This is a genomic window from Pseudomonas sp. JY-Q (assembly GCF_001655295.1).
Taxonomy (GTDB): domain Bacteria; phylum Pseudomonadota; class Gammaproteobacteria; order Pseudomonadales; family Pseudomonadaceae; genus Aquipseudomonas; species Aquipseudomonas alloputida.
Map to the genome: position 1 here is coordinate 2919710 of NZ_CP011525.1, position 23897 is coordinate 2943606.

A 23897-nucleotide genomic window follows, 5' to 3' on the forward strand; every position below is an offset into this window, starting at 1 on the left:
TGTGCTCAGGCACTGAACAGCTGGCGGATTTGTTCGGACAGGGCGGCGACGTCCTTGTCCAGCAACCAGTCCAGCGTCAGGTACACGGCGACGCAGACCAACGCGATCAGCGCCAGATACACCCACAGCGGTACTTCGTGGCGCAGCATCTGCGACACCTGGTCGGGCAGTGCCCAGTCCGGTGAAAGGGCTTTGGGCGCCTTGCGGTAGCGGGCAATATCCTGGCCCAGGGTATTGGCCAGGTAACGCAGCTGGTCTTTCTGCCCGAGGCTGAACTTGCCCTCGAAGCCCAGTGCCAGGCACAGGTGGTAAACCTCGAGCACGTCGATGTTCTGCTTGACGTCGGCGCGCAGCCCATCGACCTTCTCGAAGAAGCCTTCGCCGGCCAGGTGCACGCCGAAATAGCGGAACTGCAACGGCTGCAGCTCAAAGTGCCGACGCAGCGCGTTGTCGTCCGAGCGCAGTACGCTTTCGTCGAGGAAGGCGCACAACGCGTATTGGGTGTCCTTGACCTGCTCGACGCTGTAGTTGGCGGCACGGGCATCACGTTCCAGGTTGGCGAAGAAGCGTTCGACGCTACCTTCGAAGGCCTGCACCGAGGTGACCTGGCGGCCGCGACGTACGATCAACGCCATGCTGATGAAGTCCTGGACCAGGTCCTTGAGCGTCGGTTTGTCGCTGGCGGCCGGGACGGCGCCCTGTTGCAGTACGGCTTCGGTCATTTGAGCACCGCCATCAGTTCAAGCTTGAGGTTGGTAAAGGCGCTGGGCGCATAGAAGCAGATGGCCTGGGCGCTGATCATTCGCTCATACACAGTGCCGTGTGGTTCGATGGCGAAGTACTGGTTGTCCAGGCGCACCGGAATCGCGTTCGGCAGCCGCGCGGCATGATTGAGGGTGACACCCGGCATGGCGCTGTTGACCACCACTTCAATGTCTTCCGGCGAACCGACCTTGAAGGCACGGGGCACCAGCTCCAGCAGGCTGGCGCCGGGCATGTCGGCGTGCACGGCGATATAGAAGTCGGCTTCGGCCAGGCGCGGGTCGTGCAGTTGGCCTTGCCAGTGCGATGGCTTGGTCTGGGTCAGGTTGATGACAATGCACTGGTTGGGCACGACGTTGTCGAGCATCACCCGGATCATTTCGTCGAGCTTGACCAGCGACGCGGCCGGGTCGTGGTGGTCGTACTCGGGGATGTCGCTGAGCTGGGTGTCCAGGGTGAAGGTCAGCAGGCCGCCGGCAAGGTCCGCCAGGAACAGGTACAGGCGCTCCGGGTGCAGGCGCGGGTGGGCCAGTAGATGCGCCAGCTGCGGGTGGGCACGGTTGACCGTGTTCAGCAGCCAGAACAGGGTCACATCGCTGGAGCCGAACTCGGCGATCTGGTCGGCGCGCTCGCGGCGTCGGCCGGAAAGCGCCTTGCTCTTGGCCTGCAGGGCGCCGAGCAGGCGCTTGCCGATGCCGGCAATGGTCTCATGGCTGCCCAGGTGCAAGGTGGGGTGGACGAAATGTGGGTCAACGTTGAAACCGCCCATGCTGTTGCGTGTCAGCTTGGCCAGTGGGCAGTGGCTGTAACCGTCGAGGCTGTCACCGTCGACCAGCAGTACGACGTTCAGGCGCAAGCTGGTGATTTCGTTTTCCAGCTCGCCTTCATTAAGGTCGGGCAGGGTGTCGAACTGCTTGCGGAAACGCCGTGCGGCCTTGTGTTCGTGGCCATCCTCGACGTAGTTGAGGCCGAATGGCTCGGGCAGCTTGAGCGCAGCATACACCTTCAGGTCGTTGGCCTTGAGCAGGTCCTTGAGGTCGCGCGCGGCCGGCAGCGGATCGTGCTGCGGCGCGTCGTAGAGGCTGCCATCGGGGAACACCAGCTTCAGGCGCTTGAGCTGCAGTGAACCATTGGCCAGGGCGTCCTCGTCCACCTGCAGCGCCTGAACCCCCCAATGGAAAGGGGTGCTGCGCAGGGTCGCCTCAGCCAACTGGTGCTGATGGAATTCGTCCTGATACTGGAAGTGCTGGGGCAGCAGGAACATGCCTTCCGACCACATCACCCGGCTCTGCTTGCTCATTTGACGCTATCCACTAAAGAATTGAAGGTTGAATCCATGGCGTTGCTGGCCGACTGGCTGGCGGCGTCGGTGGCTTTGTCGATGGCCGCGTCCTGCACCTTGTCGGAGAGGGTCGCGTCGGCATCCTTGGCCTTCTGCGCAGCGGCCAGCTGGTCGGCGGTCGGCGGTTTGTTCAGTACGTCTACGCCCCGCATGGCGCTGATTTCGGTGTTGTCCACCAGCACCCGCAGGCCGTCGGAGGAGAACCAGATACCGTCCTTGCGCAGCGAGTTGGCGTCGAAGGCGACTTTCCAGCGCGCGTCCTGCTCATCGCGGAAGAACGCCGCCACGCCGACGTAGCGCGCGTTCTTGGCCAGCGGCCACTGGTCGATCTGGCCAATGCCGGGCAGCAGGGTGATCTCGCGGGTTTCCACCAGGGTGTTGCCCAAGGCTTTTTCCGGGGCGTCCCACAGGGTCTCGGCATCGGTAGCCGCGAAGCGCTCGAGGTCGGTCAGCTGATACACGCGCATCACCACCGACAGCGGCTTGCCCTCGGCGTCGGGGTTGAGCTGGTTGCCGCCGTCGGAGGTCAGGATGACCTTTTCGCTGTCGGCCAGCATGTCGGCCGCCCAGCTGTCTTCCATGCGCTTGCCGATACGGTCGGTGACCCCGCAGCCGGCCAGCGCCACCAGCAAGGCGGCTGCGGTCAGGCGTTTGAGGACGATGTGCTTGTGTTGCATGACGGCAAAACCTCCGGGTACTGGTCAGGCCAGGCGATAGGCGAAATCGCCATCGCTGCCCAGCTCGATCGCAAGGTGCTGGATCGGCGCGTCCTGGGCCATGCGCTCGAGCACGCGCTGGGCGAGTTCGGGCATCAGGGTCTGGGACAGGATGTTGTCGATGTTGCGTGCGCCGCTGTCGACCTCGGTGCAGCGCGCGGCGATGGCCTTGACCAGCGCCTGGTCATAGCTGAGCTCGGCCTGGTGGTTGCGGGCGAAGCGCTTGGCGATGCGTTCGAGCTTGAGGGCGACGATGCGCTCGAGGATCTGGTCCTGCACCGGGTAGAACGGCACGATGCTCAGGCGACCGAGGAAGGCCGGCTTGAACACATGGTTGAGCTGGTCGCGCAGGTCCTCGACGATCGCCTCGGGCGTCGGCAGCTCGGTGGCGTTCAGGCAGGTCTGCATGATGCGCTCGGTGCCGGTGTTGGAGGTGAGGATGATCACCGTGTTGCGGAAATTGATTTCGCGGCCCTCGCCATCGTCCAGCACGCCCTTGTCGAACACCTGGAAGAACAGTTCCAGCACGTCGGGGTGGGCTTTTTCCACCTCGTCGAGCAAGACCACGCTGTACGGCTTGCGGCGCACCGCCTCGGTCAGCACGCCGCCTTCGCCGTAGCCGACATAGCCGGGTGGCGAGCCCTTGAGGCTCGACACGGTGTGGGCCTCCTGGTACTCGGACATGTTGATGGTGATCAGGTTGCGCTCGCCGCCGTACAAGGTGTCGGCCAGGGCCAGGGCGGTTTCGGTCTTGCCGACGCCGCTGGGGCCGAGCAGCAGGAACACGCCAATCGGTTTGTTCGGGTCTTCCATGCGCGCTCGGGAAATCTTGATGCGCTTGCCGATCTCGTGCAGGGCGTGGTCCTGGCCCAGCACGCGTTCACCAAGCAGGGCCGGCAGGCGCTGCACGGTATCGATTTCGTCACGCAGCATCTTGCCCAGCGGGATGCCGGTCCAGCCGCTGATGACCTGGGCGATGGCGCCGCTGTCGACCAGCGCATGGACCAGTGGCTGGTCGCCTTGCACGCGCGCCAGCTCGGCACGCAGGGTATTGAGCTGCTGAGCGTCGGCATCGTTGGCGGCGTCCAGCGCCTTGAGCTGTTCGACCAGCTCCAGCTCCTGCTGCCACTGGGCATTGAGTTGCTGTTCTTGTTGCTGCTCGGCCTGCAGGGCAGCCTGCAGCGCTTCCAGGCGGCGGGCATGGTCGTGCCCCTTGCCGGCTTCGTGGCCGAGCACGCCGATTTCTGCTTGCAGGTTGTCGATCTGCCGGCGGCAGTCTTCCAGTGCGCCGGGCAGCGAAGATTGCGCCAGGGCAATGCGCGCGCAGGCTGTGTCGAGCACGCTGACCGCCTTGTCGGGCAGCTGGCGGCCGGTGATGTAGCGGTTGGACAGGCGTACCGCCTGCACCAGCGCTTCGTCCATCACCGCCACCTTGTGGTGCTCGCGCATCTTGCCGAGCAGGCCGCGCAGCATGTGAATGGCCTTGTCTTCGTCGGGCTCTTCCACTTTGACCACCTGGAAGCGGCGGGCGAGGGCGGCGTCCTTCTCGAAGTACTTCTTGTATTCGGCCCAGGTAGTGGCAGCGATGGTGCGCAACTCGCCACGGGCCAGGGCCGGCTTGAGCAGGTTGGCGGCATCGTTCTGCCCGGCCTGGCCGCCGGAGCCGATCAGGGTGTGGGCTTCGTCGATGAACAGGATGATCGGGTGCAGGCTGCGCTTGACCTCTTCGATCACAGCCTTGAGGCGGTTCTCGAACTCGCCCTTGACCCCGGCGCCGGCCTGCAACAGGCCCAGGTCGAGGGTGTGCAGGGCAACGTCCTTGAGCACCGCCGGCACGTCACCCTGGGCGATGCGCAGCGCCAGGCCTTCGACCACGGCGGTTTTGCCGACCCCGGCTTCGCCCGTGAGGATCGGGTTGTTCTGTCGGCGGCGGGTGAGGATGTCGACCATCTGCCGTACTTCGAACTCACGGCCCAGCACCGGGTCGATGCGGCCTTCGCGGGCGCTTTGGGTAAGGTTGACCGTGTACTGGTCCAGCGCTGGGGTCTTGCCGCTGGCCTTGCTCGACGTGCTCACTGGCGCCGCTGGGCTGGCCAGCGGGCTGGCCTGCCTGGACTCGGCGCTACCCTCCACCAGCGCGGCAAGGTTCACGCGCAGGTCATCGGCGTTGATTTTTTCCAGCTCCGGCGCAGAGGCGATCACCACGCGACGCAGTTCAGCATCGTCAAGCAGAGCCTGCAGCAGGTGAGCGCTGCGCACCTGGCCTACGCCGTATTCGATCGAGGCCAGCAACCAGGCTTGCTCGATCATGCGGGTAATGTGCGGCGACAGCGCCGGGGTGCGGGTATTACCTTTCTTGAAGGTGCCCAGGGCGGTGACCAGCTGCGCTTGCAGGCGTTCGGCGACGACCTCGTAGTGGCGCAGGATCGGCGCCAGGTCGCTGTCGTTGTCGTCGAGCAATTGCAGCAGCAGGTGCTCCACTTCCACGTCGTAATGGTGCTCGGACAGGCACAGGGCCGCCGCGCTTTCGGTGGCCGTGCGGCTGGTTTCGTTGAGCTTGGCGAACAGAGACTTCAGGTTCACAAGGCGACCCCATCGTAAGGAATGTGGAAGACGGCGCAACGCGAAGGCTCCGCGTCACGACCCGGGCGTTTGAGCCAACCCAGCCAGCCCAGGGCGACATTGCCGCTGCGGCCCAGTTGGGCGCGTGGCACCGCCTCGCGCTTGAGGCGCGGGGCAATTTCGAAATCCAGCTCGGCACCTATATAGAAGCGCACGAGCTCGACCAGCTTGCGGTAGCAGGCGGTGCCCGGCTGGAAGCGCTGGTAGTCGGCCAGGCTCAGCGGGCCCAGCTCGATGCGGATGCACGACTGGTAGTCCCAGACCCGGTTGCCGGCGACGGCGCTGTGGCCGAGCTGGGCATTGCGGCGGCCAAGCTGGGTGCATTGTTCGGGCTGCAGGTGCAGCCAGCGCCCGGCGAACGGCTGGACCTTGATCGGCAGCGAGAAATAGAAACCGAGCATGCGTTCAAGGTTCAGCGCATTGCGCGGTTTCTGGCTGAGCAGGCCGGCAAAATAGCTGAACAGCTCACGACGCAATGCTGACGGTTGCTCTTCGAACTTCAGCTTCTGGGCGCGCGGCCCGAGGCCAACCAGGTTGAGCAGGTAGCCGTCGAAGCCCGAAGTGCCATTGCGCTCGTGCTCGATGTGGAATTTGTATTTTTGCCAGGCCTCGTAGAACAGCGTGGTCATGCGGTGCGAGAAGATGTCGAGAAACGCATGGGCGGCATCGTCGCGATACTGCACGTGGCGCTCGAGCAGCAGCTCGGTGTACGGGCGTGGCAGCACGCCCGACGGCCCGACCAGGCCCATGAAGGTGACCTGCACTTCCGACAGCGGCAAGCCGGCCGGCGACACCTTGCCTTCGCGCTCGAAGTGCAGGTCGCTGACCTCGCTGGCCGGGAACGCCAGCGACAACTGGGTACGAAAACGCAGCGGGTCTTCGTGCGGCCGGGTTGCCAGGTCCATGCGCCCGGTGCGGCTGTAGTGCAGGCGGAGCAGGCGCACCAATTGAAAGAATTCGAATCGGTGCGGCTCGGCTCGGGCCTGATCGATCAGACCAGGGGCTGATCGCCGGTGCGTGCTGGCCATTGTACGACTCTCTTTTCTCGTTGTTGGGTGCGCAGGGTCAGTTGGGTGAAGCTGTTCATCGAGCAGTACTGGCCGAAGAAGTGGTCCAGCACTTTGCCGAACAGAAACACGCCGCTGCCGATGAACTGGCTTTCGTCCAGGGTCAGGGTGATGCCGACGCCGCGCACGAAATTTGGCCGCGGGTGGCCGATGCGCGCGACCACCGGTTCGCTGCTGATCGCCTTGATGCCGTTGATCTGTTTGCGAATGGCGGAAACATTGCGGTAGTTGTACAGCGACAACAGCTCCAGCAGCACTTCCCGGCCCTGGCTGACCAGCGACAGATGGTTCAGCGACAGGTGGGCGATCAACCGCCAGATCAGGCCCTTGCCCAAGGGCACACGCACCGTGGCGGTGGGCTTGCGCAGGCAGCGGATATCCTTGATCACCGAGTTGGCGGGAATGGTGAAATCGCCCCGTTCCCCACCGAACGGCAGCATCAGCGGCACGTCGCGGTTGCTGCAGGTAAGGCCGATACTGAGGGTGTCGCTGCTGGCGTCGATCAGTTCCAGATCGCGGTCGACCACGCGGATGCTCATGGCAGTGGCGTCACCCTGGTTTCGCCGGCGCGCAACCCAGAAGCTGCTGTGTGGGTCTTGCTCGCCCCGGGGTTCGAAAAACGGCTGGCAGGTGGCGACCTGGTCGATACCGCCGAGTTTGCGCACCCGCCGTACCCGGTCGATCGAGACCACTTCTGCAGCGTTGTGCAGCCGTGTATCAGGGGTGACCGGGTATTCGTGCTGGGTGTGGGTCAGCTTGATCGGCTCGGCCTGCTGGCGGAACAGGTTGATGATCGGCGTGCAGTTGAGCTTGAAGTTGTTGCGCCCGATGTTCTGGGTCAGCCGCGCCAGGCGCTCGCTGAGGTCATAGTCGGAGAAATAGAAGTTGACCTCTACCTGCTCGATGGCCTTGCCCTGCAGGATGCGGGCAAATCCACTGAGGTCGAAGAACATGAACTTGTCGGGGAAGGTGAAATACTCGTGCAGCAGGCGGTAGCCCAGGAATGAGCGTTCGGAGTAGTCCACCAAGCCTTCGTCACGGGCGTAGCCCACGGTGTTCAGGGCATCGGCCGGCAGCGCCACTTCGCGGCGGCGGCCCTGGTCGTCGAAGCTTAGCGTGGCCTTGGCCAGGTTGTTGAACAGCAGCTCGTACAGCTGCAGCATCAGGGTCGCTTCGCCGTCGAGGAAGAACCGCAGGCGGTTCATGTCCATCTGCCCGAACAGGGCATCGCCAGTGGCTGCCAGGCGGATGCGCAGACGAGCGACCAGGTCGGCGCTGTGCCCGTTGAAGGCCGAACGTTCCATTTCCGTGAACGAGGCCTGCTGCACGGTAATCGGCCACAGCTCTACCGGGTAGCAGGTGCGGAACTTGCACACCACGCCTTCCACGGGATTGGCATGCATCTCGGTATGGCGCGCCACGCGGTAGGCTTCGGTGACTTTCTCGTGCCTGCCCAGGCTCAGTTCGACAATCGACATCGACGGAGTAGGGCGCAGGTAGTGGGGGTACAACACCTCGAGGAAGGATTCGACGATTTCCGGAAACTCGTCATCGAGTTTCTTGTGCACCCGCGCAGACAGGAACGAGAACGCCTCGATCAGGCGCTCGGTGTGCGGGTCTTCGCAGTTGTCGCCTTCGATCAGCAGCCGCGAAGCGATCTTCGGGTACTGCGCGGCAAACTCCTGGCCGAGAAAGCGCAGGTGCGACAGTTCCTTTTCGTAGTAGGGCAGCAGTTCGTCGAGCATCAGTTGAGGTTCTGCACTTTGTATTCCTGGGTGTTGACCTGCAGCACGGCGTCGAATGACACCTGGCGGCTGATGTCCTGCAGACGCAATACGGCGTCCACGCGGAAGGTCAACATGCGATGGCCGTTCTGCTGGGCCAACAGCTGAACACGGACCCGGCGAAAGCGCCGGTCTCCGGTGCTGATCGCCCGCTCCAGCTGTTGCTGGATCAGGCGACGATCGTGCGGGTCGAGCACGCTGCGGCTGATGAAGTCCGGCATGCCGTATTCAAGGATGGAACCACCGAGCTGGCTGAAGCCGTCGAGCTCTTCGGCGACCAGGGACTGGCGGGTGTTCACCAGGACTTCGAGGTCGCGGACGATGCTGGCCTTGTACTCGGCCAGCGAGCAGGTGCGCTGCGCTGCGGGCTCGGCCGACTGGTAGGGACGGTCGTCCAGCAGTCGGTCGAGCAGCGAGGGCAGCAGGCGGGCCTGGTTACTCATGTGTCATCCCTGTACACAACGGCCTGTCAGCCGCGCGCGCCCTGTGGCAGCTCGGCAACCAGCCGCAGCGAGGCGGTCAGTTCATCCAGCTGGTAGTGCGGGCGCAAGTAGGTCACGGCCTTGTACACGCCTGGCTTGCCGGGCACTTCGAACACCTCGGCGCGCGCTTCGCGCAACGGGAACTTGGCCTTGGCCTCCTGGCTGGCGGTGTCGTCGAGCAGCACATAGCTGGCCAGCCACTGGTTGAGGAAGCGCTCGACATCCATGCGCGAGGCAAAGCTGCCGATCTTGTCGCGCATGATCGCCTTCATGTAGTGGGCGATGCGCGAAGTGGCGAAGATGTATTGCAGCTGGGCCGACAGGCGTGCGTTGGCGTTGGCGATGTCGGTGTTGTACTGCTTCTGTTTCTGCGCCGACTGGGTGCCGAAGAACGCGGCATAGTCGGTGCCCTTGCAGTGCACCAGGGGGATGAAGCCCAGGTCCGACAGCTCTTTTTCGCGGCGGTCGGTGATGGCGATTTCGGTCGGGCACTTTAGGGCGATTTCGCCGTCGTCGGTCTTGAAGGTATGGGTCGGCAGGCCTTCGACCAGGCCGCCGCCTTCCACGCCGCGGATGGCCACGCACCAGCCGTAGCGGGCGAAGGCGTCGGTGACGCGGGTGCCGAGGGCGTAGGCGGCGTTCATCCACAGGTATTTGTTGTGGTCGCGGCCATCGACGCTTTCGACGAAGTTGAATTCTTCCACTGGCGTGGTATCCGGGCCATACGGCAGACGACCGAGCACGTGGGGCAGGGTGAGGCCGACGTAGCGCGAGTCTTCCGAGGCGCGGAACGACTTCCACTTGGCGTATTCCACGGTGTCGAAGATCTTCGCCAGGTCACGCGGGCCGGACATCTCGGTGAACGAGTCCCAGCCGAACAGCTCGGACGAAGCGGCCGAGATGAACGGCGCGTGCGCCGCCGCCGCGACGTGCGAGATCTCTTCGAGCAGGTACATGTCTTCGGGGTTGCGGTTGAACTCGTAGTCACCGATCAACATGCCGAAAGGTGCGCCACCGAAGGTGCCGTACTCTTCTTCGTAGACCTTCTTGAACAGTGCGCTCTGGTCGAATTCGCTGGCGGCCTTCAGGTCGCGCACCAGGTCTTTCTTCGAGGCATTGAGCAGGTGGATCTTCAGTGTGGTGCTGGTCTCGGTCTGGTCTACCTGGTATTTCAGGCCGCGCCAGGAGGCTTCCAACTGCTGGAACTCGCGGGCGTGCATGATCTCGTTCATCTGCTCGGAGAGCATCGCGTCGATTTCGGCGATGCGCGAATCGAGCACGGCGATCAGGTCCTTGCTCGGGGTCATCTCACCCTCGAGCACCTGGTTCACCAGTTCGCCAATCAGGTCGCGGGTGCGGTTGCGCTCGGTGTCGGAGCGGGCCACGCGGCTTTGCGAAATGATGCTGTCGAGCAGCGAGGGCTGTGGTGCGAAGTTTTCCACTTCGACCAGGTCGCCGGCCTGTTGCGGTGCGGTTTGCTTGTCGGTCATGTTCGGGCTCCTGCTCAGGCGCGATCGTCGCTGGACGGGTCTTTCACTTCGGCTTCACGGCCGAATTCCTTGCCCAAGGTCTTGAGCTTTTCGGTGTTCTGCAGCACATCCATCAGCAGCTCTTCGAGCTTGTCGTTGCCGCCCATCTTGTTGCGCAGGTCGGCCAGCTTGTTGCGCACTTCCAGCAGCTTGCGCAGCGGCTCGACCTGCTTGACCACGTTCTGTGGCTCGAAGTCTTCGAGGCTGTTGAAGTTCAGCTCCACGCCCAGCTGGGTACCGTTCTTGGCCAGGGTGTTGTCGACGCGGTAGGTCAGGCGTGGCTTGATGCCCTTAAGCACACCGTTGAAGTTGTCGCGGTCGATGTACACGAACTTGCGGTCCTTGAGCTTGGGCAGCGGCTCCAGCGGGTTGCCGGAGAAATCACCCAGTACGCCGACGACGAAGGGCAGCTCCTTTTTCTCGATGGCATCGCCGATGTCCACGTCGTAGGTGATATGAACCCGAGGCGCGCGAACGCGGTCGAGTTTGTGCTGAGTGCTTTCCTTCTTCGCCATCGTGTTCTCCAGTGCGAGCAATTCGCTGCGAATCATTGCGCGGCCCGGTGCCGGGCGCTGCGCGTTACAGTCCTTCGATCGTCAGCAGCAGGCGCTGACGGATTTCGTCGTTCATTTCCAGGATGTTGTCGCGGCCTACCAGTTCTTCGAAGCTGGTGTTGCCGGCAATCTGCGTGCTGCTGCGGATGACCGAGTCGTCGGGAAGTTCCGAGCGCACCGGCGAGCTGATGACGCAGAACGGCAGGTCGCCAAAGCCCTTCAGGCGCTCGAAGCTCAGGCCGTAGCGCAAGCCTTCGAACAGCCGCCCAAGGCCAGGCGACTTGCTCAGGCAGTAGAACAGCACCAGGTAGTGCACCACGAAGCGGTACAGCTCGGCGCTGCTGCGGTTGGGGTCTTTGATGACATTGCGAAACCGCGCCAGGTCGAAGGCGTGGAAGCCCACAACCCAGCGGGTCGGGCTGGTGATGCGGATGACCTGGCCGCTGTGTTCCAGGGTCTTGTCGTATTCCAGCGGGAACAGTTCGGGGGTGGTGCTGATCAGGTTCAGCGGTACTTCCAGCTCGGTGACCAGCTGGAACGGCGCGGCCGAACCGATACGTTCGTAGAGTTCGACCAGGGCCTGGAAGTGGCCCTGGGTTTCGCGCCCGCTGCTGCGCTGTGCGCCTTGCAGGTATTCGCCAAACAGGGTTTGCGGACGAATCAGCGGTGCCACGGTGGCAAGGTAATCCGCCGCCTGCGCCTTCAGCGCATCGGAGATCGCCCGCGTCTGGCTACGCAGCTTGATCAGTGCTTCGACATCGAATGTCTGTGTCATTGGTGCATCGTCCATGTGCCTGCTTGATCGTCCTGAAACGCCGGTGGCGTGGACCTGAAAAATCGCCTTTCGGCTGTAGCGAATTTGGGTGCTGGCATATGAATATTGTGTTGCCAGCAATGCCGAGTAGGGCACCTCGCTGCGGAAGAAGTTCCGGCGAAGGGGGCGATTTTTTCCCCGTTGTGTGACGCTGCGCAATAATGGCGCTGTGATATTGACAGCGTGTCTTGGGCGCAGGAGATGGGGGCTCAAGCCCTAAAGACAGGGTACGAAAGGGGCTGGAAAGCGATGAAAATCGGCGACAAAAGTTTTTTTCAAAAAGTGAATCAGTTCTCATTTTGTGCGCCGGCCGCGTGCGTGCAGCGTGGTGGGGAAGCGCGTCAGGATGGTGGCAATGCGACCGGTTTCGTCGCGTCCGGCGGGGAAACTGTATTGTTCAAAATCTAATAGCTAGCGCGATGCCCGTAGGAGCGGGTTTACCCGCGAATAGGCCGGACCTGCCGGCCACTATCCCTGGTCATTCACCGTCACAGCCGCCACCGCATTCGCGGGCAGCCTGCCCGCGAACACCGGCGCAGCCGGTTTCATCCAACTCAACGACCATCGACCTGTACGCAAACGTCTCTGCCATCGATTGCCTTGCATTGCCAATTGTCGTTGATGTAATGATCCGGCTTGAAGCACACCCGTTCATCGTTGACCCAGAACATCTGCCAACCGGAGCCCGAGATCCTGAGCTTCGGGCACGACCAGTAGTCCTTTGCCGAAAGCGTGGCTGTGGTCAGCGCAATCATTGTCGGAGCAACGATAACCATCAGCACAACTGTCAGTTGCAGCGAGCGTAGCTGGAACCCATGCAGCCAAGAGGTTTTTGGTGGGTCAAACTTTCGACCGGTCCATGCGGCGATCAGGCTGGCAACGATCAGGCAAGGCCCCAGGGGAATGAATGCAATCATGAAGAAAGCTTTGAGTGGTGTTTCCACGACCGGCGCATTACGGTAGATCCGGCCGTAGAGGGGCACGATATCTGTCCATAAGGCGTACACCGCCAGTGCTCCCATGGCGAGCATGGACAGCATCAGACCGATGGCCGTAAGCCGGAAAAGAATAGGGGACCTTACGTAGAGTTCGGGATGGTCTTTCATGTGTGCCTGAGCATTCCCTGGCTGCCGCGGATCAAACCGGCATGGCTGAACAACAGGTTCAGCACGTTATCACAGGACCAGGCACTGGACCTTTGCCGATGCCATGGTGCGCTGGTACCGGCAGGGTGAAAACCGCGTCAACGGCCGTTGCTTCGACATCGGCAATGTCACCCGCGCAGCCTTGGAAGGCTGAGAGGCCCAGGGGGCCTGACTGGATGGGCATCATCAAGGCCTCGACCGCAGGCAATGGTATCGTTGATACGCCAATGGCTCCGTTACCCAATTCATTCTCAAAGAAATCCCATGATCGATCTAAGAAGCTCAAACGCATTGCTGGCCGACTACGTGCGACGTTATGCGCATCTGTCGCCGGAGCCCTCCCGGCAGTTGCAGCAGCGGATGGACTCCACCTTGCAGTCTGATGCACTGGCGGCGCCGGCGGTCAAGCCAAGCTGGCTGCACTCCAGGGCCTGCACATTGACCGCGGAGCAGGCACTGGACCGCGCCAAGGGCGCGCTGCTTGGCCTGGCCATCGGCGATGCGGTCGGCACCACGCTCGAGTTCCAGGCCCGCGACAGGGGGCAGGTGAGCGACATGGTCGGGGGTGGCCCGTTCAACCTCGTTGCGGGTGAGTGGACTGATGACACCAGCATGGCGCTGTGCCTGGCAGACACGTATGTGAGCAAGGGCAAGTTCGATTACGCCAACTACGCAGATGCCTTGGTCCGCTGGTACCGGCGCGGGGAAAACAGTGCCAACGGTCGTTGTTTCGATATCGGCAATGCCACGCGCAATGCCCTTGAAGGCTGGCTGCGCGAGGGTATTACCTGGCAAGGCAACTATGACCCCTCGACGGCTGGCAATGGCTCCATCATCCGCCTTGCGCCTACGGCAATCTTCCGCCGGCACTCGCTGTCGGCAAGCTGGTGGGAAAGCGTCACGCAAAGCAGCGTGACCCACAACGCCGACGAGGCAGTGAACTGCTGTCAGCTGTTTGCGGCACAGCTGCATCTGGCGCTCAACGGTGCAGACAAGGAGGAGGCCCTGGCCCCAGCGGTGCGTTCGTTGCGGCCTCGCCCGATGATCATCAATGCGGGCGAGTACAAGCAAAAGAGCCGCGAACAGATCCGCTCCTCCGGCTACGTCATCGATACCTTGGAAGCGGCACTGTGGGCCGTATGGAACACCGACAACTTCAAGGGCGCGATCTTCCTGGCCGCCAACCTTGCCGATGATGCCGACAGTGTCGCGGCCACCGCCGGCCAGTTGGCGGGTGCGCTGTACGGCGTGTCCGGCATGCCGCCGGAGTGGGTGGAGAAGGTTGCGTGGTCGCAACATATCCAGGAACTGGCAGCCAAGCTCTTCGATCTCTCGCCGCAGCATGATGAACTGGACGCATTGCTTTATGGCCAGCCTTGACGGTTCGGGCAGAAACTGTGAAGTACGCCACGAATCGAAACCAGAGGAACGCTTCGCGACACGTACCTGAGGCAGGAGCCGTATGCGGTAGTTCCGCACGTACGGATCTGTGCGGGGGGGGGCAGCGAATCTTCTGCTTGAGTGTTTCGGTGTTCATGGTCAGTCCTGATTGGGGTAAGGGACTGCACCACTTCACCGCAGCGTGAGATGGCACCACTCATTTGTTGGTAGGGTCAAACGGTCATGCAGTGTCGGATTTCGTCAGCATTTATCTATGTGGCACTAGATGGCCGTGCCCCGATTTTTTCCCGGCTTGATGATTAATAATTCATCAAGTTGTCTTTTGCGGCATTTTATCACGAAAGCCAGCGCCGCATCAGGGTCATCCATGAAGGCATCAAATGTAGCTGGAGCAATGGCGAAATACTCTTCGTATTCAACCATGTCGTTGCTGACGGGGAACGAAACGTAATACTGACTAGCGTCTTCTTCGATGCCGATTGAGTACATGTGCTGACGACTGATGAAAAGATCTTTGAATTTCATAGGGGGCCTTCAAAAAAGGGGAGCGGTATTGAACCTCTTGGCGGCAATACTCGCCGCGTCTATGACGACTTCACTGTTGCCGTCAGGTAGCTTGCCACCAGGGATCCAGAATTCGTTAGCACCGGCTTCATTTCCCGATGGAATCCGTAGATTCAACTGCTTCGGATCAGGGATGTCTACCGGGACCAGTGCATTGGTATCAAGGAAATTCTCAGGCTAGCCAAGGGCTTGCTCCAACGCGCGCTTGTCACCTGCTGTCTTGGCAAGTAGTTCGGTTGCTTCGTGGCCTAGCATGATGAACGACGTACTATCTTTCTGTGCGATGCCGTATTTCTCAAGGTTGGTCTGGGTCATGAAGCGTGAGGCGCCATTTTGGAATTGGGCCAAATGTTGCGCGACATAATCTGGATCTGGATAGGTGGTGGGGGTCGGGCATTTCGCCTTTGGCGATCGCAAGAATATCCTCTTCGGTGAATCCACGTTATGAAACATTTTTCTCCGCCAGTGGAGCTGATGCGTCAGGTAGCGAGACAGTTCGAGTGGGAGCTGTCGGGCATGGGCTCTGATCGATACCTCAAGAACCTTCTGTGACGGGCCATTCGGCGATTGCCGGGTGGCCTCCGGGCGCCAGTGAGGAAGATGAAGGATGGCGATATGACATTGCCTTGCAGGGCGGTATTGCCCCGTTTTCCTAGGCCTGTAGTGAGTTGACAGGGCAGCTTTTGCCGGTGTTTCCTTTGGGCCTTTCTGCCTGCCTGGCATTCGGGAATGTGAATCCTGTCGCACTTATTTCAATGCATGATGGCACTTTCCTTTCTGCAGGCAGTCGCATGATTCCGCAAGCACGTTATGCGCGCATGCAGAATACGCCCGCAAGATCAGGGTTGCAGCTGAGCATCGCAAGCGCGTGCTGGCCGTGTTTTCAAGGAGATTTCGCATGATCATGGACTTGGCCTCCGCGCTGCTGTCGCCACAGAACCGCCGCCTGTTCAAGTTTCACAACCTGGCCAACCCCGAGCAGGAGCTGCTGCTGGAAACCTTCAAGGGCACCGAAGCCCTGTCGTGGGCGTTCAACTACGAACTGCTGCTGGTCTGCGAAGACTCCGGCGTGCCGCTCATGATGGGCTAGCAAGTCAGCATCGAAATCGAAGTGGCCAAAGGCGGCTCGCGCTACATCGCATATGTTGGACAGCATAGCGCCTAGCCCAGAGTATCCTTGAGTGATGACGCAACCGGTTGGGGGACTGACTTGGGCGATTATCTGATTGGGAAAGATTGAATTAAATGTTTACGACCGAACGGTTTTTTGCGCGAATTTGGGCCTTCTGGTTTTTAACGCTTATGATTTCAGTGTTGACACTTGGGGTGGCGCCGAAGATTGTTTTTGTGCCCATGGCTGTATCGTCTTTTGTTACATTTTGCTGGTGCGTGAAATGCGCCTATCGTTCGGAAAGATTTGCTGATTTTGCGTCCTTACGTCTCTGTTTCAGCTTGACTGCCGTGCCGCTTTTTGCCTTTGTCCTGTCAATGGCGATAACGTACAAACAATCAAAAATGGGAGGCGTAGCGGCGCTTGCGATCAGCGCCGTGCCGCTCATTCTTACTGCGTTGGCTTTCGCATTGGCCTATGGGCATCGAAGCAAGGCGAGTTCATTCCTGTTACGCGGTGAGCGGGTAGAAGTATTCGAACCCGAGCAGGCCAATTCGTGGGTTGTGGGCGGGCTTGGTGCAGGGTTGAGTAGTCTGCTGTATCCGACGATAAAGAACTATAATAGTTCTATGGCCGTGGTGCTGTGTGTGATGGTTTTCATTTCGCTGTATTTGGTCTTCTATAATCGCACCAATATCGCTTCGTTAAGGGCGTTAAAAGAACGCGAGCGTCGTGAGGCGCGTCAATACACATTTCTTGAGATCGAATATGTGCGTGCGTTACGTGACGCTTCATGGTTGGCTCGGGTTTTTGCACTCAAGAGCCGAAAATAAGCGATATTAGACGCCAGTTATCCAGGAAGTGTGATGTTGACTTGCCGTCTCGACTCGCGAATCTTCCAAGGTAAGACGGTACAAGACCTAGTTGGCGAGGTATTTGCAGGTTTTGGCAGCTTGGCAAAGTGCGATTTCCGCCTGAACAAATCGTTGAAACCTTATAGCTACTGCAACCCGGAAAGATCGCCGTTCGTACCTTTGACTATAGTCAGTCGCGCAATTTCTTTCCGGTGATCATGCAGAGGCTCAATGAACAGGGGGATGTAATCGGCAGACTTATAGCCCTGTGACTTGAAGAAGTTGGCAGCAGTATCCTGGTTGCCTCGTATATTGGTGTCCTGCCAAGTTGCCCGTTCGAGCAAGCTTCTTGTATGTTCTCCATCTTTTTCTAATCGTGATTTTTATTTTTGGCTTGGAATTTCTTAAAGGAACTCCACTCCTCTCCATCAATCAATGCCATGTAAAATTCTGCAAATAACTGACTGAGATTACGATCGTCCTGTAAGTTGGTCTCCGGTAAGTAGCGGTAACCAGGTATGTCTCTAGCCTCCATGGGGGCATGAATTTTTCCATTTTCAGCTTTTAATAAGAGGCCGCGTAGGGTGTTGAGCATCAGCTTCGCATCGGAATTTTGATCTTCGAGAGCCTCAAGTTTTTCACGAAGCGCTGTAGCGGTAGCCTTCAGTGTGTGCGTGTTCATTGTCTATCCTAGTTATCAATAGTGCCTATGAGCTTGGTGGTCGACCACTCATTACGGTTAGGGGTAAGATATTGAAGTGCGCCACCCGCCCTGTCAATGTTACCTCCAGATTCGGTGGTAGTCGCAGTTTGCGGCACGTAGCTTTTGCAGATATAGCCCACCATCAGGGCTGTCGAGATACTCATTAATCTGTTTGTTGCTAAGACCTCGGGTGCAAAAGTCTCTGCATGTTTTAGTTGTTGATCGTGCGCTACAAAGTCAGGGTCCTGTTTCGCATGAAGCTCTCGCAAGCGCTTCGGCTCGACCTGGCTGATGGGAGATGGTCCTTTAAGGAAACTCCGAACAAGTTGCTCATCAGTCGGAAATGGGCGGCTTTGGGATGCCGAAAAGCCCGATTTTCAGTCGCTGATTATTGGATAATCAAGGCAAAGCCTTGGTATCTGGACTCACGGGCGCACCTCTCCCCGCACTCGCGCACTGCCCGCCGCATCCGCTTCAACGCTTGCGCACTGACTCCCGGAAGGAAGCTGGTAAAAAGCTTGTTCTGCTGGCCGATTGCCTTCCTGGGTCTAAAAGTGAAACCAAGGAAGGTAAAGCTCACATGCGGATACCCTGCGCGTCGATTGCTGTCCTTGCAGTACACGATTTTCGATTTCTCGGGATGCATCGTGAGGCCACAAACCGCTAGACGTGAAGCGATTGAACGCATCACGTGTTCTGCTTGCCTCTGGCTACGACAATGCACTACCGCATCATCGGCATACCGGGCAAAAGGACAGTTTGGGCTATTTCGTTGCATCCATGCGTCAAAGGCGTAATGAACTCATGAAAAGATGGCAAGGCTGCCCGCCCATCATCCCTGGGAGGGTTTCTCCCCCATGCGCGCCTTGAGCTTGTGCAGGGTAGGGGCTCGCCCCCGGAGAGCTCGATACGAAACTCGGCGAAGGCGTGCTCGAGATCGGCATACTGCTGCAGCCCTTCTTCGGTGAACAGATAGCTTCCGGGGATGTCACGCCATTCCATCGGGGTGCGGATCCGCTGCTGCTTTGCCGCGTTCAACAAGAGCGTCAGCTCTACACTCAACTTCATGGCGGCCGGGTCGTGTGACTTCAGCCGGTCAATGATGACACGCAGCGCTATCGATTTTTGCCGGAGTGCGTAAATGTCCATCGTGGCTCAGTCTGCTGGGTGTAGGGTTTATAGCTTTCGTCAGTGACTGCGCCCGATGTTCAGTGGCTGGCCTGATCGAACGTCGGCAATCAATCGGGCAGTTGAATTTTGAGGCCACGAGCCGACTGGATGGCTACGTAATAGGCGTCTTTCAGTGCTCTGGCCAACTCGGGGTCATTTTCTTCGAATTCTTTCGAGGCAATGGCACCGATACTGAGTTGGTGGAGTTTCGATTTATCTTGCTCACGCCCTTCGAACACGGCTTTCACATAGTCAAGTTGGTTTAGTAGCATCCCATAAATGGGGTAAGCGGGACAGGCCTTGTTCCGCTGCGCGGTAATGTCGATAGCCTTCTGTACATAGCCGAGGGGGGTTGTGGGTTTCATAATGCACCTGGTGTTATCAGTTTGAAGAGCTCGCGTTGGCCAGAGGTCATCTGCCGAGCACCGCCAATGGCGTTATAGGGTTGGGAAGGAACGGACCAGGTATCCAGTACCGGTGCCGAGGTACTCCTCAGCAGCGTGACCTTCTCAGTGCTCTGATAGACGTTCACGATCTTGGGCACGATGGTTTCCGTTTTGTAGATCTGGCCAAGCGGGTTGATCCCCAGTTGCCCTGGCACCACGTCAGGGGTAGGAGAGTACCACATGCCTTGCCGGCCGCCGGGCACCTGGAATTGCCAAAGTGTCTTGCCCCGGTTGATTGTTTCCGTGAAGACTGGTTGAGTGAAGTCCAAGCCGTTCATGTAGCCTTCGTAGTCGGCAGGCTTATAGCCCTGTGACTTGAAGAAGTTTACAGCAGTTTCCTGGTTGCCTCGTATGTTGATGTCCTGTGCCAAGTTACCCGTTCGAGCGAACTTCTTGTTCAGGTACTCCCTACGGGAAACTTCCGTTAAGCCTGGCTTATCCGGTGCCTGAGCAATGGGTGGTCGATCGGGTAGTGGTCGCAATGGCTCCGGTTGCGCTTGTGCACGAGAGATCGGTGTGGCCTCTTTGGGCTGCAACTCCGGCTGCGCCAACAGTTTCTGCTCATTCTTCGCCAACCAGGCTGCCAGCTGCTTGTTGGAGATCTCGGCCTGCAGCCGAGCGCTCCGGGCGGCAATGCTTTCCATGCTGCTCATGACGCCGGCCTTCATCTGGCCCCGAGTAAGGTAGGTGACGATGGCTGTCAGTAACAGCAACACCCACTGCTCCTGCCCGCGAGCAAGCTGGCGTGCAGCACGCTCGACACGCTCCTGGGCCTGCGCCGCGGAACCGCCGCTCGGGTCCAGGCCAGCGGGCTTGAGGCCATCCTCGGCGAACCAGGCCGTGGTCATGCCTTGCTGAAGGGTCGACAGGCAGGCCGGCAGGCCCTGATAAAAATACTCGGCGATGGCGGACAGCCCCAGGCCCATGAGGATCAGGTTGCCGACCTGCAGGCCAATGCCGGCGCCGGCCACCGCGCCCGGCGCCGCGCCGACGCCAAAGGCGAACGCCCCGGCCACCACACTGATCGCCCTGTGGAACCTGAGGATGGCTCGAAAACAGCTGATGGGTATGGGTGAACTGCGCGCTTAAAAGAGAAATCTGGGCGAAAAGCCTCTGAAAACATGACGCATTGAGCGCTTTTTCGATAGATAGCCTGCGTGACGGGGAAATATCAACTCACCGTCTCCGCGCGGCAAGTTGACGGAGCATCCCAAGGTGACACGAGATGGAAGAGCTGACTTACGACAGCTATTGATGGCCTGATTCGAGGAATGTTTCAAGGCTCGCGGATTTATTAACTCAGTTGTTTTCTGTGTAGCTGTCAGGGGGGAGGCTGAAGCCCGGATGGCTTACGCAAGTCAGCGGGGTGGGGGCGGCGAGCAGCCTGAATTTGATGGAGATTGGAGTGAAATGGCTCATTTGAGCGCTTCCAATTGTTTGATGATTTCTGTATTTGTCATGACTTCCTACAAGTAGCGACGTGGGTGTGGGTATTAGAATTACTGGCGCCCGTCAACCTGGATGCAGGCATTTTTATCACTCATGCGCTTGCAAGGCCAGCCGTCACGGGTATAGGAATCAGACTTGAAACAATACCGCTCATCATTGATCCAGCACACCTGCCAGGCAGATCCTGAAGTCAACAGCTTCTGGCAGGGTGTGTACCCCTTCGCCCACAAGCCCAGCGTCACAAGTATCCCAAGCGTAGGCGCTATGTAGAACATTGACCACAGTGTCCTGTGAACGTTCTTGGTAATGCTGGTGTATGGGCAAAAGATGGCGCAATGCCATCTCATTCATAACGGCTAATGCGAAGGATGAGCGATATTCATAGTTGACAGAGTTGCGCATTCCAGTGTTTCCTGCGCCCTCTACACTCGGCCGGCAAATCCATTTGTGATCTGGTTGGCATATTCAGGTGTTGTTGGGAACTTTGCTTGCCTGCATAGGTCGCAGCGCCTGAGACGTGGGCCGATACTGCGCAGGTCGCGCAAGCAGGATTTTTGACAAGGCGTGAACAGAATCGTGAACAGAATCTATCCCTGTACCGCAGCCGACCCCATGGGCCTCGGCGGGCAAGACGGCCTTCTCGGGCAGGGTGACCTGCCATGGCCAAGTGTTGTAGCAGCCAGAACCTACGCCAAGATGGATGTAGGCGGCCTTTATTCGGCTGATGACATGAGTGCCGCCGAGTTTCTTGTTGCTGAACTACAGTCGTCCGAAACGCAGTTGAGTGCTGACGAAGCCGAAGAATACGCGCAGTTACTTTATAGCCTGATTGCAAAAATGGAAAAATCGGGGCGTTTTGCCGCGGATGAACTGCTGGCCATCAAGGAGAAGGCCGAGAAGATTCCAGTCGTAGGGGCACTATTATTTTCAACTGCAAATTTACCCGGCACGCTTGCCAACGTTGCTGCGCTAGGCCATGCCGCATCCAAAGCCACCAAAGTTGAAAACCTGCTGAACATGACGGATGCCACGCGCGGCAAGCTGAAGAAGTGGGCAGCGTCACGTGGCAAACCCGGCAGTGTATCTGCCGCCAGGGCCATGAAAGGGCGCCTGAAACTGGTGCGCATGGGCGGAAACCTCTACTTCGAAATACCCGCCAATAGCCAGGCAAGTTTGTACAGGCTGCCCGGTCGGGGCAGTAACCTGCATGTGGCTGCTTTCAATACCGCCAAGGCGATGCGTGCAACTGCCCATATTGACTCGGCCGGGTACAGCAGCCGTGGCGTAGGCAAAGTACTGACGGGTGCCAAATTAGGCGGCGCATTGGCGTTCGGCCCCCAGGCTTACCTAGATGCGACGGAGGCAAAAAGCGTCTCGGAGTTCTTCCAGAAGTCAGCTTACACCCAGCCGACCAATGCATTGGCCTTTGGTGTCGGTGTATTGGTCGGCGGGCTAACAGGGCCGGCTATAGTCGTGATTGCCTTGTCTTTGGGTGCGGGTTTGGCAGTTCAGTTTGTCATGAGTGATGATTTTTCGGGGCTGGGCACTACCCTGGGTAATTTCTTGACGGGGAAGGATTAAATGTTTACCACAGAACGTTTTTTTAAAAAAATCTGGTCGGTGTGGCTGCTGGTCGTGATATTGGCCCTGATGATGACCGGAGTGGCGCCGCCATTCATGGCGGTGCCGGCGATCCTGATCATTATCGTTATGACGCTGTGGTGCATCAATTGTGCTTACCGCAGTGAGCACTTTGTAAGTTTCGCGAATTTGCGCATGTTCTTCAATATGTCAGTTGCACCAATGTTCGCATCGCTGCTGACACTGGGTGTTACCTACAAAAAAATGAAGTTGGGAGCGGCGACTTCTTTGATGTTAGGGCTCGCACCCGTCGTGCTGGTGTTGTTGACCTATGCAATGGCTTATTACTGGCGCAGTAAAAGTGATATTCTCCACTTTAAAGGGCAGCGCGTGGAATCCATCGAGCCGCCCCAGAAAGTTCAGTGGTGGCAGGCGGGTTTGGCGGCGGGCTTGAGCAGCGTGATCTATCCGCTGATGAAAAGCCATGACGTGCCGGCCACCGGGTTGATCTACTTCTTTGCGCTAATGTCCGTGTTCATGGTGTTTTACAATCGTGACAAGATCAGTGCACTCAGAGAGCTGAAAGTGCGCGAAGCGAAGGAAAACCGTCAATACACATTCATGGATATTGAAACTATTCAGAGCATGCGTGCTGCCTCGTGGTTGGGCAGGCTTTTCGCCGTACGGGCGCGCTGATGTTCACCGTTACAGGGGGCGGCGGCAAAAACTGAGTGCAACACCTGACCTTTCCGGTACGGTGCTGCCCCTATGTCTTATACCGAACTCAGCGTTGAAGAGCGCGCCACCATTCAAATCGGTCGTACCCAAGGCTTCAGCCTGCGCAGGATTGCCTGCTTGATCAACCGATCCCCTTCGACCATCAGCCGTGAGCTGCGCCGTAACCGAGGTGCTTGCGGTGGCTACTCGGCCCGTCTGGCTCAGCAGCAAATGCAGGCCCGCCGCCAGGTTTGTCGACCGATGCGAAAACTGTTGCCGGGTAGCGAGCGCTTCGAACTGGTGACCCATATGCTGCGTGAGCGTTTGTCTCCCGAGCAGATTGCCGGCAAGCTGCGCAGCATGAACATACCCAACCTGCGAGATGCCTACGTCTGTCGCGAGACGATCTACAACGCGATCTATGCCCTGCCAGTGGGTGAGCTGCGTAAGGAGCTGATCATCTGTCTGCGCCAAGGCAAGACGACGCGCCGGCCGCGCTCTGGTGGCGTGGATCGGCGCGGCCAGATCCCCGAGATGGTCAGTATTCATGTGCGCCCGCCGGAGATTGAAGACAGGCTGATGCCGGGGCATTGGGAAGGCGACCTCATCAAGGGTAAGGCCAACGCCTCGTCCGTCGGTACGCTGGTGGAACGCACCAGTGGCTACCTGATGTTGGTGAAGATGAACGACGCAACGGCGACTTCGGCGCTGGAAGGCTTCAGCGCCGCGCTCAATAGCATGCCGCTGGAGATGCGCAAGAGCATGACTTACGACCAGGGCCGGGAGATGGCGCGACACGCCGAGATCACCCAAAGAACCGGCGTGGCGATCTACTTCTGCGACCCGCACAGCCCCTGGCAGCGCGGCAGCAACGAAAACATCAACGGCCTGATTCGCCAGTACTTGCCCAAGGGCACAGACCTGTCGGTACATAGCCAGGAGGAGCTGGACGCCATTGCGCTGCAACTGAACATGCGACCGCGCAAGCGCTTCGACTTCAAATGCCCCATCGAGGTGATGGGAGAGGTCATGCAAAATGCCATGGCAATGCGGCATGATGCTCCGGTTTCAATTCAATAACCGT

Annotated in this window: 25 protein-coding genes and 3 pseudogenes; 8 read left to right on the plus strand and 20 right to left on the minus strand. The window is 59.3% G+C overall.

What is annotated here, in order from left to right; all coding sequences use genetic code 11:
* Nucleotides 1-5: 5 nt before the first annotated feature.
* The 10 genes from icmH to AA098_RS13315 form a co-directional block, all read right to left on the minus strand.
* Nucleotides 6-722, minus strand: a complete 717-nt coding sequence (icmH, locus tag AA098_RS13270; RefSeq protein ID WP_003248342.1) for a type IVB secretion system protein IcmH/DotU — start codon at nt 720-722, stop codon at nt 6-8.
* On the minus strand, nt 719-2062 hold the full coding sequence (gene tssK, locus AA098_RS13275) for a type VI secretion system baseplate subunit TssK (protein ID WP_003248343.1): 1344 nt from the start codon (nt 2060-2062) through the stop codon (nt 719-721). The genes icmH and tssK overlap by 4 nt, the downstream gene beginning before the upstream one ends.
* A complete protein-coding gene (tssJ, locus tag AA098_RS13280) occupies nt 2059-2781 on the minus strand; it encodes a type VI secretion system lipoprotein TssJ (protein ID WP_003248345.1) in 723 nt (240 codons plus the stop codon). The genes tssK and tssJ overlap by 4 nt, the downstream gene beginning before the upstream one ends.
* Nucleotides 2782-2805: 24 nt before the next feature.
* Nucleotides 2806-5403 (minus strand): type VI secretion system ATPase TssH, encoded by a 2598-nt coding sequence (gene tssH, locus AA098_RS13285; RefSeq protein ID WP_064614361.1) that lies wholly within the window; start codon nt 5401-5403, stop codon nt 2806-2808.
* Nucleotides 5400-6470 (minus strand): type VI secretion system baseplate subunit TssG, encoded by a 1071-nt coding sequence (tssG, locus tag AA098_RS13290; RefSeq protein WP_003248350.1) that lies wholly within the window; start codon nt 6468-6470, stop codon nt 5400-5402. The genes tssH and tssG overlap by 4 nt, the downstream gene beginning before the upstream one ends.
* Nucleotides 6434-8254, minus strand: coding sequence for a type VI secretion system baseplate subunit TssF (gene tssF, locus AA098_RS13295; protein WP_004576637.1), 1821 nt, complete (start codon nt 8252-8254; stop codon nt 6434-6436). The genes tssG and tssF overlap by 37 nt, the downstream gene beginning before the upstream one ends.
* The gene (gene tssE / locus AA098_RS13300; RefSeq protein WP_003248355.1) at nt 8254-8736 is read right to left on the minus strand and encodes a type VI secretion system baseplate subunit TssE; all 483 of its coding nucleotides are present in this window, start codon (nt 8734-8736) and stop codon (nt 8254-8256) included. Before tssE ends, tssF begins: the two co-directional genes overlap by 1 nt.
* A gap of 26 nt (nt 8737-8762) precedes the next feature.
* Nucleotides 8763-10265 carry a type VI secretion system contractile sheath large subunit gene (gene tssC, locus AA098_RS13305; RefSeq protein ID WP_003248356.1) on the minus strand — a complete coding sequence of 501 codons (1503 nt, stop codon included), beginning with the start codon at nt 10263-10265 and terminating at the stop codon, nt 8763-8765.
* A gap of 14 nt (nt 10266-10279) precedes the next feature.
* Nucleotides 10280-10819, minus strand: a complete 540-nt coding sequence (gene tssB / locus AA098_RS13310; protein ID WP_003248358.1) for a type VI secretion system contractile sheath small subunit — start codon at nt 10817-10819, stop codon at nt 10280-10282.
* A gap of 64 nt (nt 10820-10883) precedes the next feature.
* Nucleotides 10884-11633, minus strand: coding sequence for a hypothetical protein (locus AA098_RS13315; protein ID WP_028697263.1), 750 nt, complete (start codon nt 11631-11633; stop codon nt 10884-10886).
* A gap of 288 nt (nt 11634-11921) precedes the next feature.
* Between AA098_RS13315 and AA098_RS29515 the strand changes: the two genes are divergently transcribed.
* Nucleotides 11922-12080 carry a hypothetical protein gene (locus tag AA098_RS29515; protein WP_177342676.1) on the plus strand — a complete coding sequence of 53 codons (159 nt, stop codon included), beginning with the start codon at nt 11922-11924 and terminating at the stop codon, nt 12078-12080.
* A 146-nt stretch (nt 12081-12226) separates the two neighbouring features.
* On the opposite strand, the gene AA098_RS13325 is transcribed toward AA098_RS29515, so the two are convergent.
* Nucleotides 12227-12778 carry a hypothetical protein gene (locus tag AA098_RS13325; protein WP_064614365.1) on the minus strand — a complete coding sequence of 184 codons (552 nt, stop codon included), beginning with the start codon at nt 12776-12778 and terminating at the stop codon, nt 12227-12229.
* 303 nt (nt 12779-13081) lie between these two features.
* On the opposite strand from AA098_RS13325, the gene tri1 reads away from it, so the two are divergent.
* Entirely contained in the window at nt 13082-14197 is a 1116-nt protein-coding gene (gene tri1, locus AA098_RS13335; RefSeq protein WP_060544990.1) for an ADP-ribosylarginine hydrolase Tri1, read from the plus strand.
* Between the two features lie 282 nt (nt 14198-14479).
* On the opposite strand, the gene AA098_RS13340 is transcribed toward tri1, so the two are convergent.
* Nucleotides 14480-14743 (minus strand): hypothetical protein, encoded by a 264-nt coding sequence (locus AA098_RS13340; protein WP_060544991.1) that lies wholly within the window; start codon nt 14741-14743, stop codon nt 14480-14482.
* Between the two features lie 216 nt (nt 14744-14959).
* A complete protein-coding gene (locus AA098_RS29775; protein ID WP_227743095.1) occupies nt 14960-15097 on the minus strand; it encodes a hypothetical protein in 138 nt (45 codons plus the stop codon).
* A 583-nt stretch (nt 15098-15680) separates the two neighbouring features.
* On the opposite strand from AA098_RS29775, the pseudogene AA098_RS13350 reads away from it, so the two are divergent.
* The 3 genes and pseudogenes from AA098_RS13350 to AA098_RS30210 form a co-directional block, all read left to right on the plus strand.
* A pseudogene (locus tag AA098_RS13350) lies at nt 15681-15869 on the plus strand (type VI secretion system tip protein VgrG); the annotation flags it as partial.
* Between the two features lie 158 nt (nt 15870-16027).
* Entirely contained in the window at nt 16028-16726 is a 699-nt protein-coding gene (locus AA098_RS13355) for a hypothetical protein (protein WP_003248379.1), read from the plus strand.
* A gap of 33 nt (nt 16727-16759) precedes the next feature.
* On the plus strand, nt 16760-16963 hold the full coding sequence (locus AA098_RS30210; RefSeq protein WP_121783557.1) for a contractile injection system protein, VgrG/Pvc8 family: 204 nt from the start codon (nt 16760-16762) through the stop codon (nt 16961-16963).
* On the opposite strand, the gene AA098_RS29780 is transcribed toward AA098_RS30210, so the two are convergent.
* The 7 genes and pseudogenes from AA098_RS29780 to AA098_RS29200 all read right to left on the minus strand — a co-directional run bounded on the left by AA098_RS29780 (nt 16894) and on the right by AA098_RS29200 (nt 20917).
* Nucleotides 16894-17091: a polymorphic toxin type 46 domain-containing protein gene (locus tag AA098_RS29780; RefSeq protein ID WP_003248382.1), complete on the minus strand. Its 198-nt coding sequence runs from the start codon at nt 17089-17091 to the stop codon at nt 16894-16896. The two genes, AA098_RS30210 and AA098_RS29780, sit on opposite strands and share 70 nt — an antisense overlap.
* Nucleotides 17092-17117: 26 nt before the next feature.
* Nucleotides 17118-17429, minus strand: a complete 312-nt coding sequence (locus AA098_RS13365; RefSeq protein WP_003248386.1) for a hypothetical protein — start codon at nt 17427-17429, stop codon at nt 17118-17120.
* A 472-nt stretch (nt 17430-17901) separates the two neighbouring features.
* A pseudogene (locus tag AA098_RS13370) lies at nt 17902-18252 on the minus strand (reverse transcriptase domain-containing protein); the annotation flags it as partial.
* Between the two features lie 30 nt (nt 18253-18282).
* Nucleotides 18283-18599: pseudogene (locus tag AA098_RS13375) on the minus strand (hypothetical protein).
* An 89-nt stretch (nt 18600-18688) separates the two neighbouring features.
* Entirely contained in the window at nt 18689-18985 is a 297-nt protein-coding gene (locus AA098_RS13380; RefSeq protein WP_003248391.1) for an immunity protein Tsi6 family protein, read from the minus strand.
* A complete protein-coding gene (locus AA098_RS13385; RefSeq protein ID WP_003248393.1) occupies nt 18982-20085 on the minus strand; it encodes a polymorphic toxin type 46 domain-containing protein in 1104 nt (367 codons plus the stop codon). The genes AA098_RS13380 and AA098_RS13385 overlap by 4 nt, the downstream gene beginning before the upstream one ends.
* A gap of 583 nt (nt 20086-20668) precedes the next feature.
* Nucleotides 20669-20917 (minus strand): hypothetical protein, encoded by a 249-nt coding sequence (locus AA098_RS29200; RefSeq protein ID WP_019751687.1) that lies wholly within the window; start codon nt 20915-20917, stop codon nt 20669-20671.
* 162 nt (nt 20918-21079) lie between these two features.
* Between AA098_RS29200 and AA098_RS13395 the strand changes: the two genes are divergently transcribed.
* The 3 genes from AA098_RS13395 (at nt 21080) to AA098_RS13405 (ending at nt 23893) form a co-directional block, all read left to right on the plus strand.
* Nucleotides 21080-22096 (plus strand): hypothetical protein, encoded by a 1017-nt coding sequence (locus AA098_RS13395; protein ID WP_003248396.1) that lies wholly within the window; start codon nt 21080-21082, stop codon nt 22094-22096.
* Entirely contained in the window at nt 22097-22792 is a 696-nt protein-coding gene (locus AA098_RS13400; RefSeq protein ID WP_003248399.1) for a hypothetical protein, read from the plus strand.
* A gap of 72 nt (nt 22793-22864) precedes the next feature.
* Nucleotides 22865-23893, plus strand: a complete 1029-nt coding sequence (locus AA098_RS13405) for an IS30-like element ISPsp7 family transposase (protein ID WP_011911495.1) — start codon at nt 22865-22867, stop codon at nt 23891-23893.
* Nucleotides 23894-23897 lie beyond the last annotated feature (4 nt).

Bases quoted from the DNA above. Each gene is read 5' to 3' on its own strand.
- icmH (WP_003248342.1), bottom strand. From the start codon at position 722: ATGACCGAAGCCGTACTGCAACAGGGCGCCGTCCCGGCCGCCAGCGAC.
- tssK (WP_003248343.1), bottom strand. From the start codon at position 2,062: ATGAGCAAGCAGAGCCGGGTGATGTGGTCGGAAGGCATGTTCCTGCTG.
- tssJ (WP_003248345.1), bottom strand. From the start codon at position 2,781: ATGCAACACAAGCACATCGTCCTCAAACGCCTGACCGCAGCCGCCTTG.
- tssG (WP_003248350.1), bottom strand. From the start codon at position 6,470: ATGGCCAGCACGCACCGGCGATCAGCCCCTGGTCTGATCGATCAGGCC.
- tssF (WP_004576637.1), bottom strand. From the start codon at position 8,254: ATGCTCGACGAACTGCTGCCCTACTACGAAAAGGAACTGTCGCACCTG.
- tssE (WP_003248355.1), bottom strand. From the start codon at position 8,736: ATGAGTAACCAGGCCCGCCTGCTGCCCTCGCTGCTCGACCGACTGCTG.
- tssC (WP_003248356.1), bottom strand. From the start codon at position 10,265: ATGACCGACAAGCAAACCGCACCGCAACAGGCCGGCGACCTGGTCGAA.
- tssB (WP_003248358.1), bottom strand. From the start codon at position 10,819: ATGGCGAAGAAGGAAAGCACTCAGCACAAACTCGACCGCGTTCGCGCG.
- AA098_RS13315 (WP_028697263.1), bottom strand. From the start codon at position 11,633: ATGACACAGACATTCGATGTCGAAGCACTGATCAAGCTGCGTAGCCAG.
- AA098_RS29515 (WP_177342676.1), top strand. From the start codon at position 11,922: ATGAAAATCGGCGACAAAAGTTTTTTTCAAAAAGTGAATCAGTTCTCA.
- AA098_RS13325 (WP_064614365.1), bottom strand. From the start codon at position 12,778: ATGAAAGACCATCCCGAACTCTACGTAAGGTCCCCTATTCTTTTCCGG.
- tri1 (WP_060544990.1), top strand. From the start codon at position 13,082: ATGATCGATCTAAGAAGCTCAAACGCATTGCTGGCCGACTACGTGCGA.
- AA098_RS13340 (WP_060544991.1), bottom strand. From the start codon at position 14,743: ATGAAATTCAAAGATCTTTTCATCAGTCGTCAGCACATGTACTCAATC.
- AA098_RS29775 (WP_227743095.1), bottom strand. From the start codon at position 15,097: ATGACCCAGACCAACCTTGAGAAATACGGCATCGCACAGAAAGATAGT.
- AA098_RS13355 (WP_003248379.1), top strand. From the start codon at position 16,028: ATGTTTACGACCGAACGGTTTTTTGCGCGAATTTGGGCCTTCTGGTTT.
- AA098_RS30210 (WP_121783557.1), top strand. From the start codon at position 16,760: ATGTTGACTTGCCGTCTCGACTCGCGAATCTTCCAAGGTAAGACGGTA.
- AA098_RS13365 (WP_003248386.1), bottom strand. From the start codon at position 17,429: ATGAACACGCACACACTGAAGGCTACCGCTACAGCGCTTCGTGAAAAA.
- AA098_RS13380 (WP_003248391.1), bottom strand. From the start codon at position 18,985: ATGAAACCCACAACCCCCCTCGGCTATGTACAGAAGGCTATCGACATT.
- AA098_RS29200 (WP_019751687.1), bottom strand. From the start codon at position 20,917: ATGCGCAACTCTGTCAACTATGAATATCGCTCATCCTTCGCATTAGCC.
- AA098_RS13400 (WP_003248399.1), top strand. From the start codon at position 22,097: ATGTTTACCACAGAACGTTTTTTTAAAAAAATCTGGTCGGTGTGGCTG.
- AA098_RS13405 (WP_011911495.1), top strand. From the start codon at position 22,865: ATGTCTTATACCGAACTCAGCGTTGAAGAGCGCGCCACCATTCAAATC.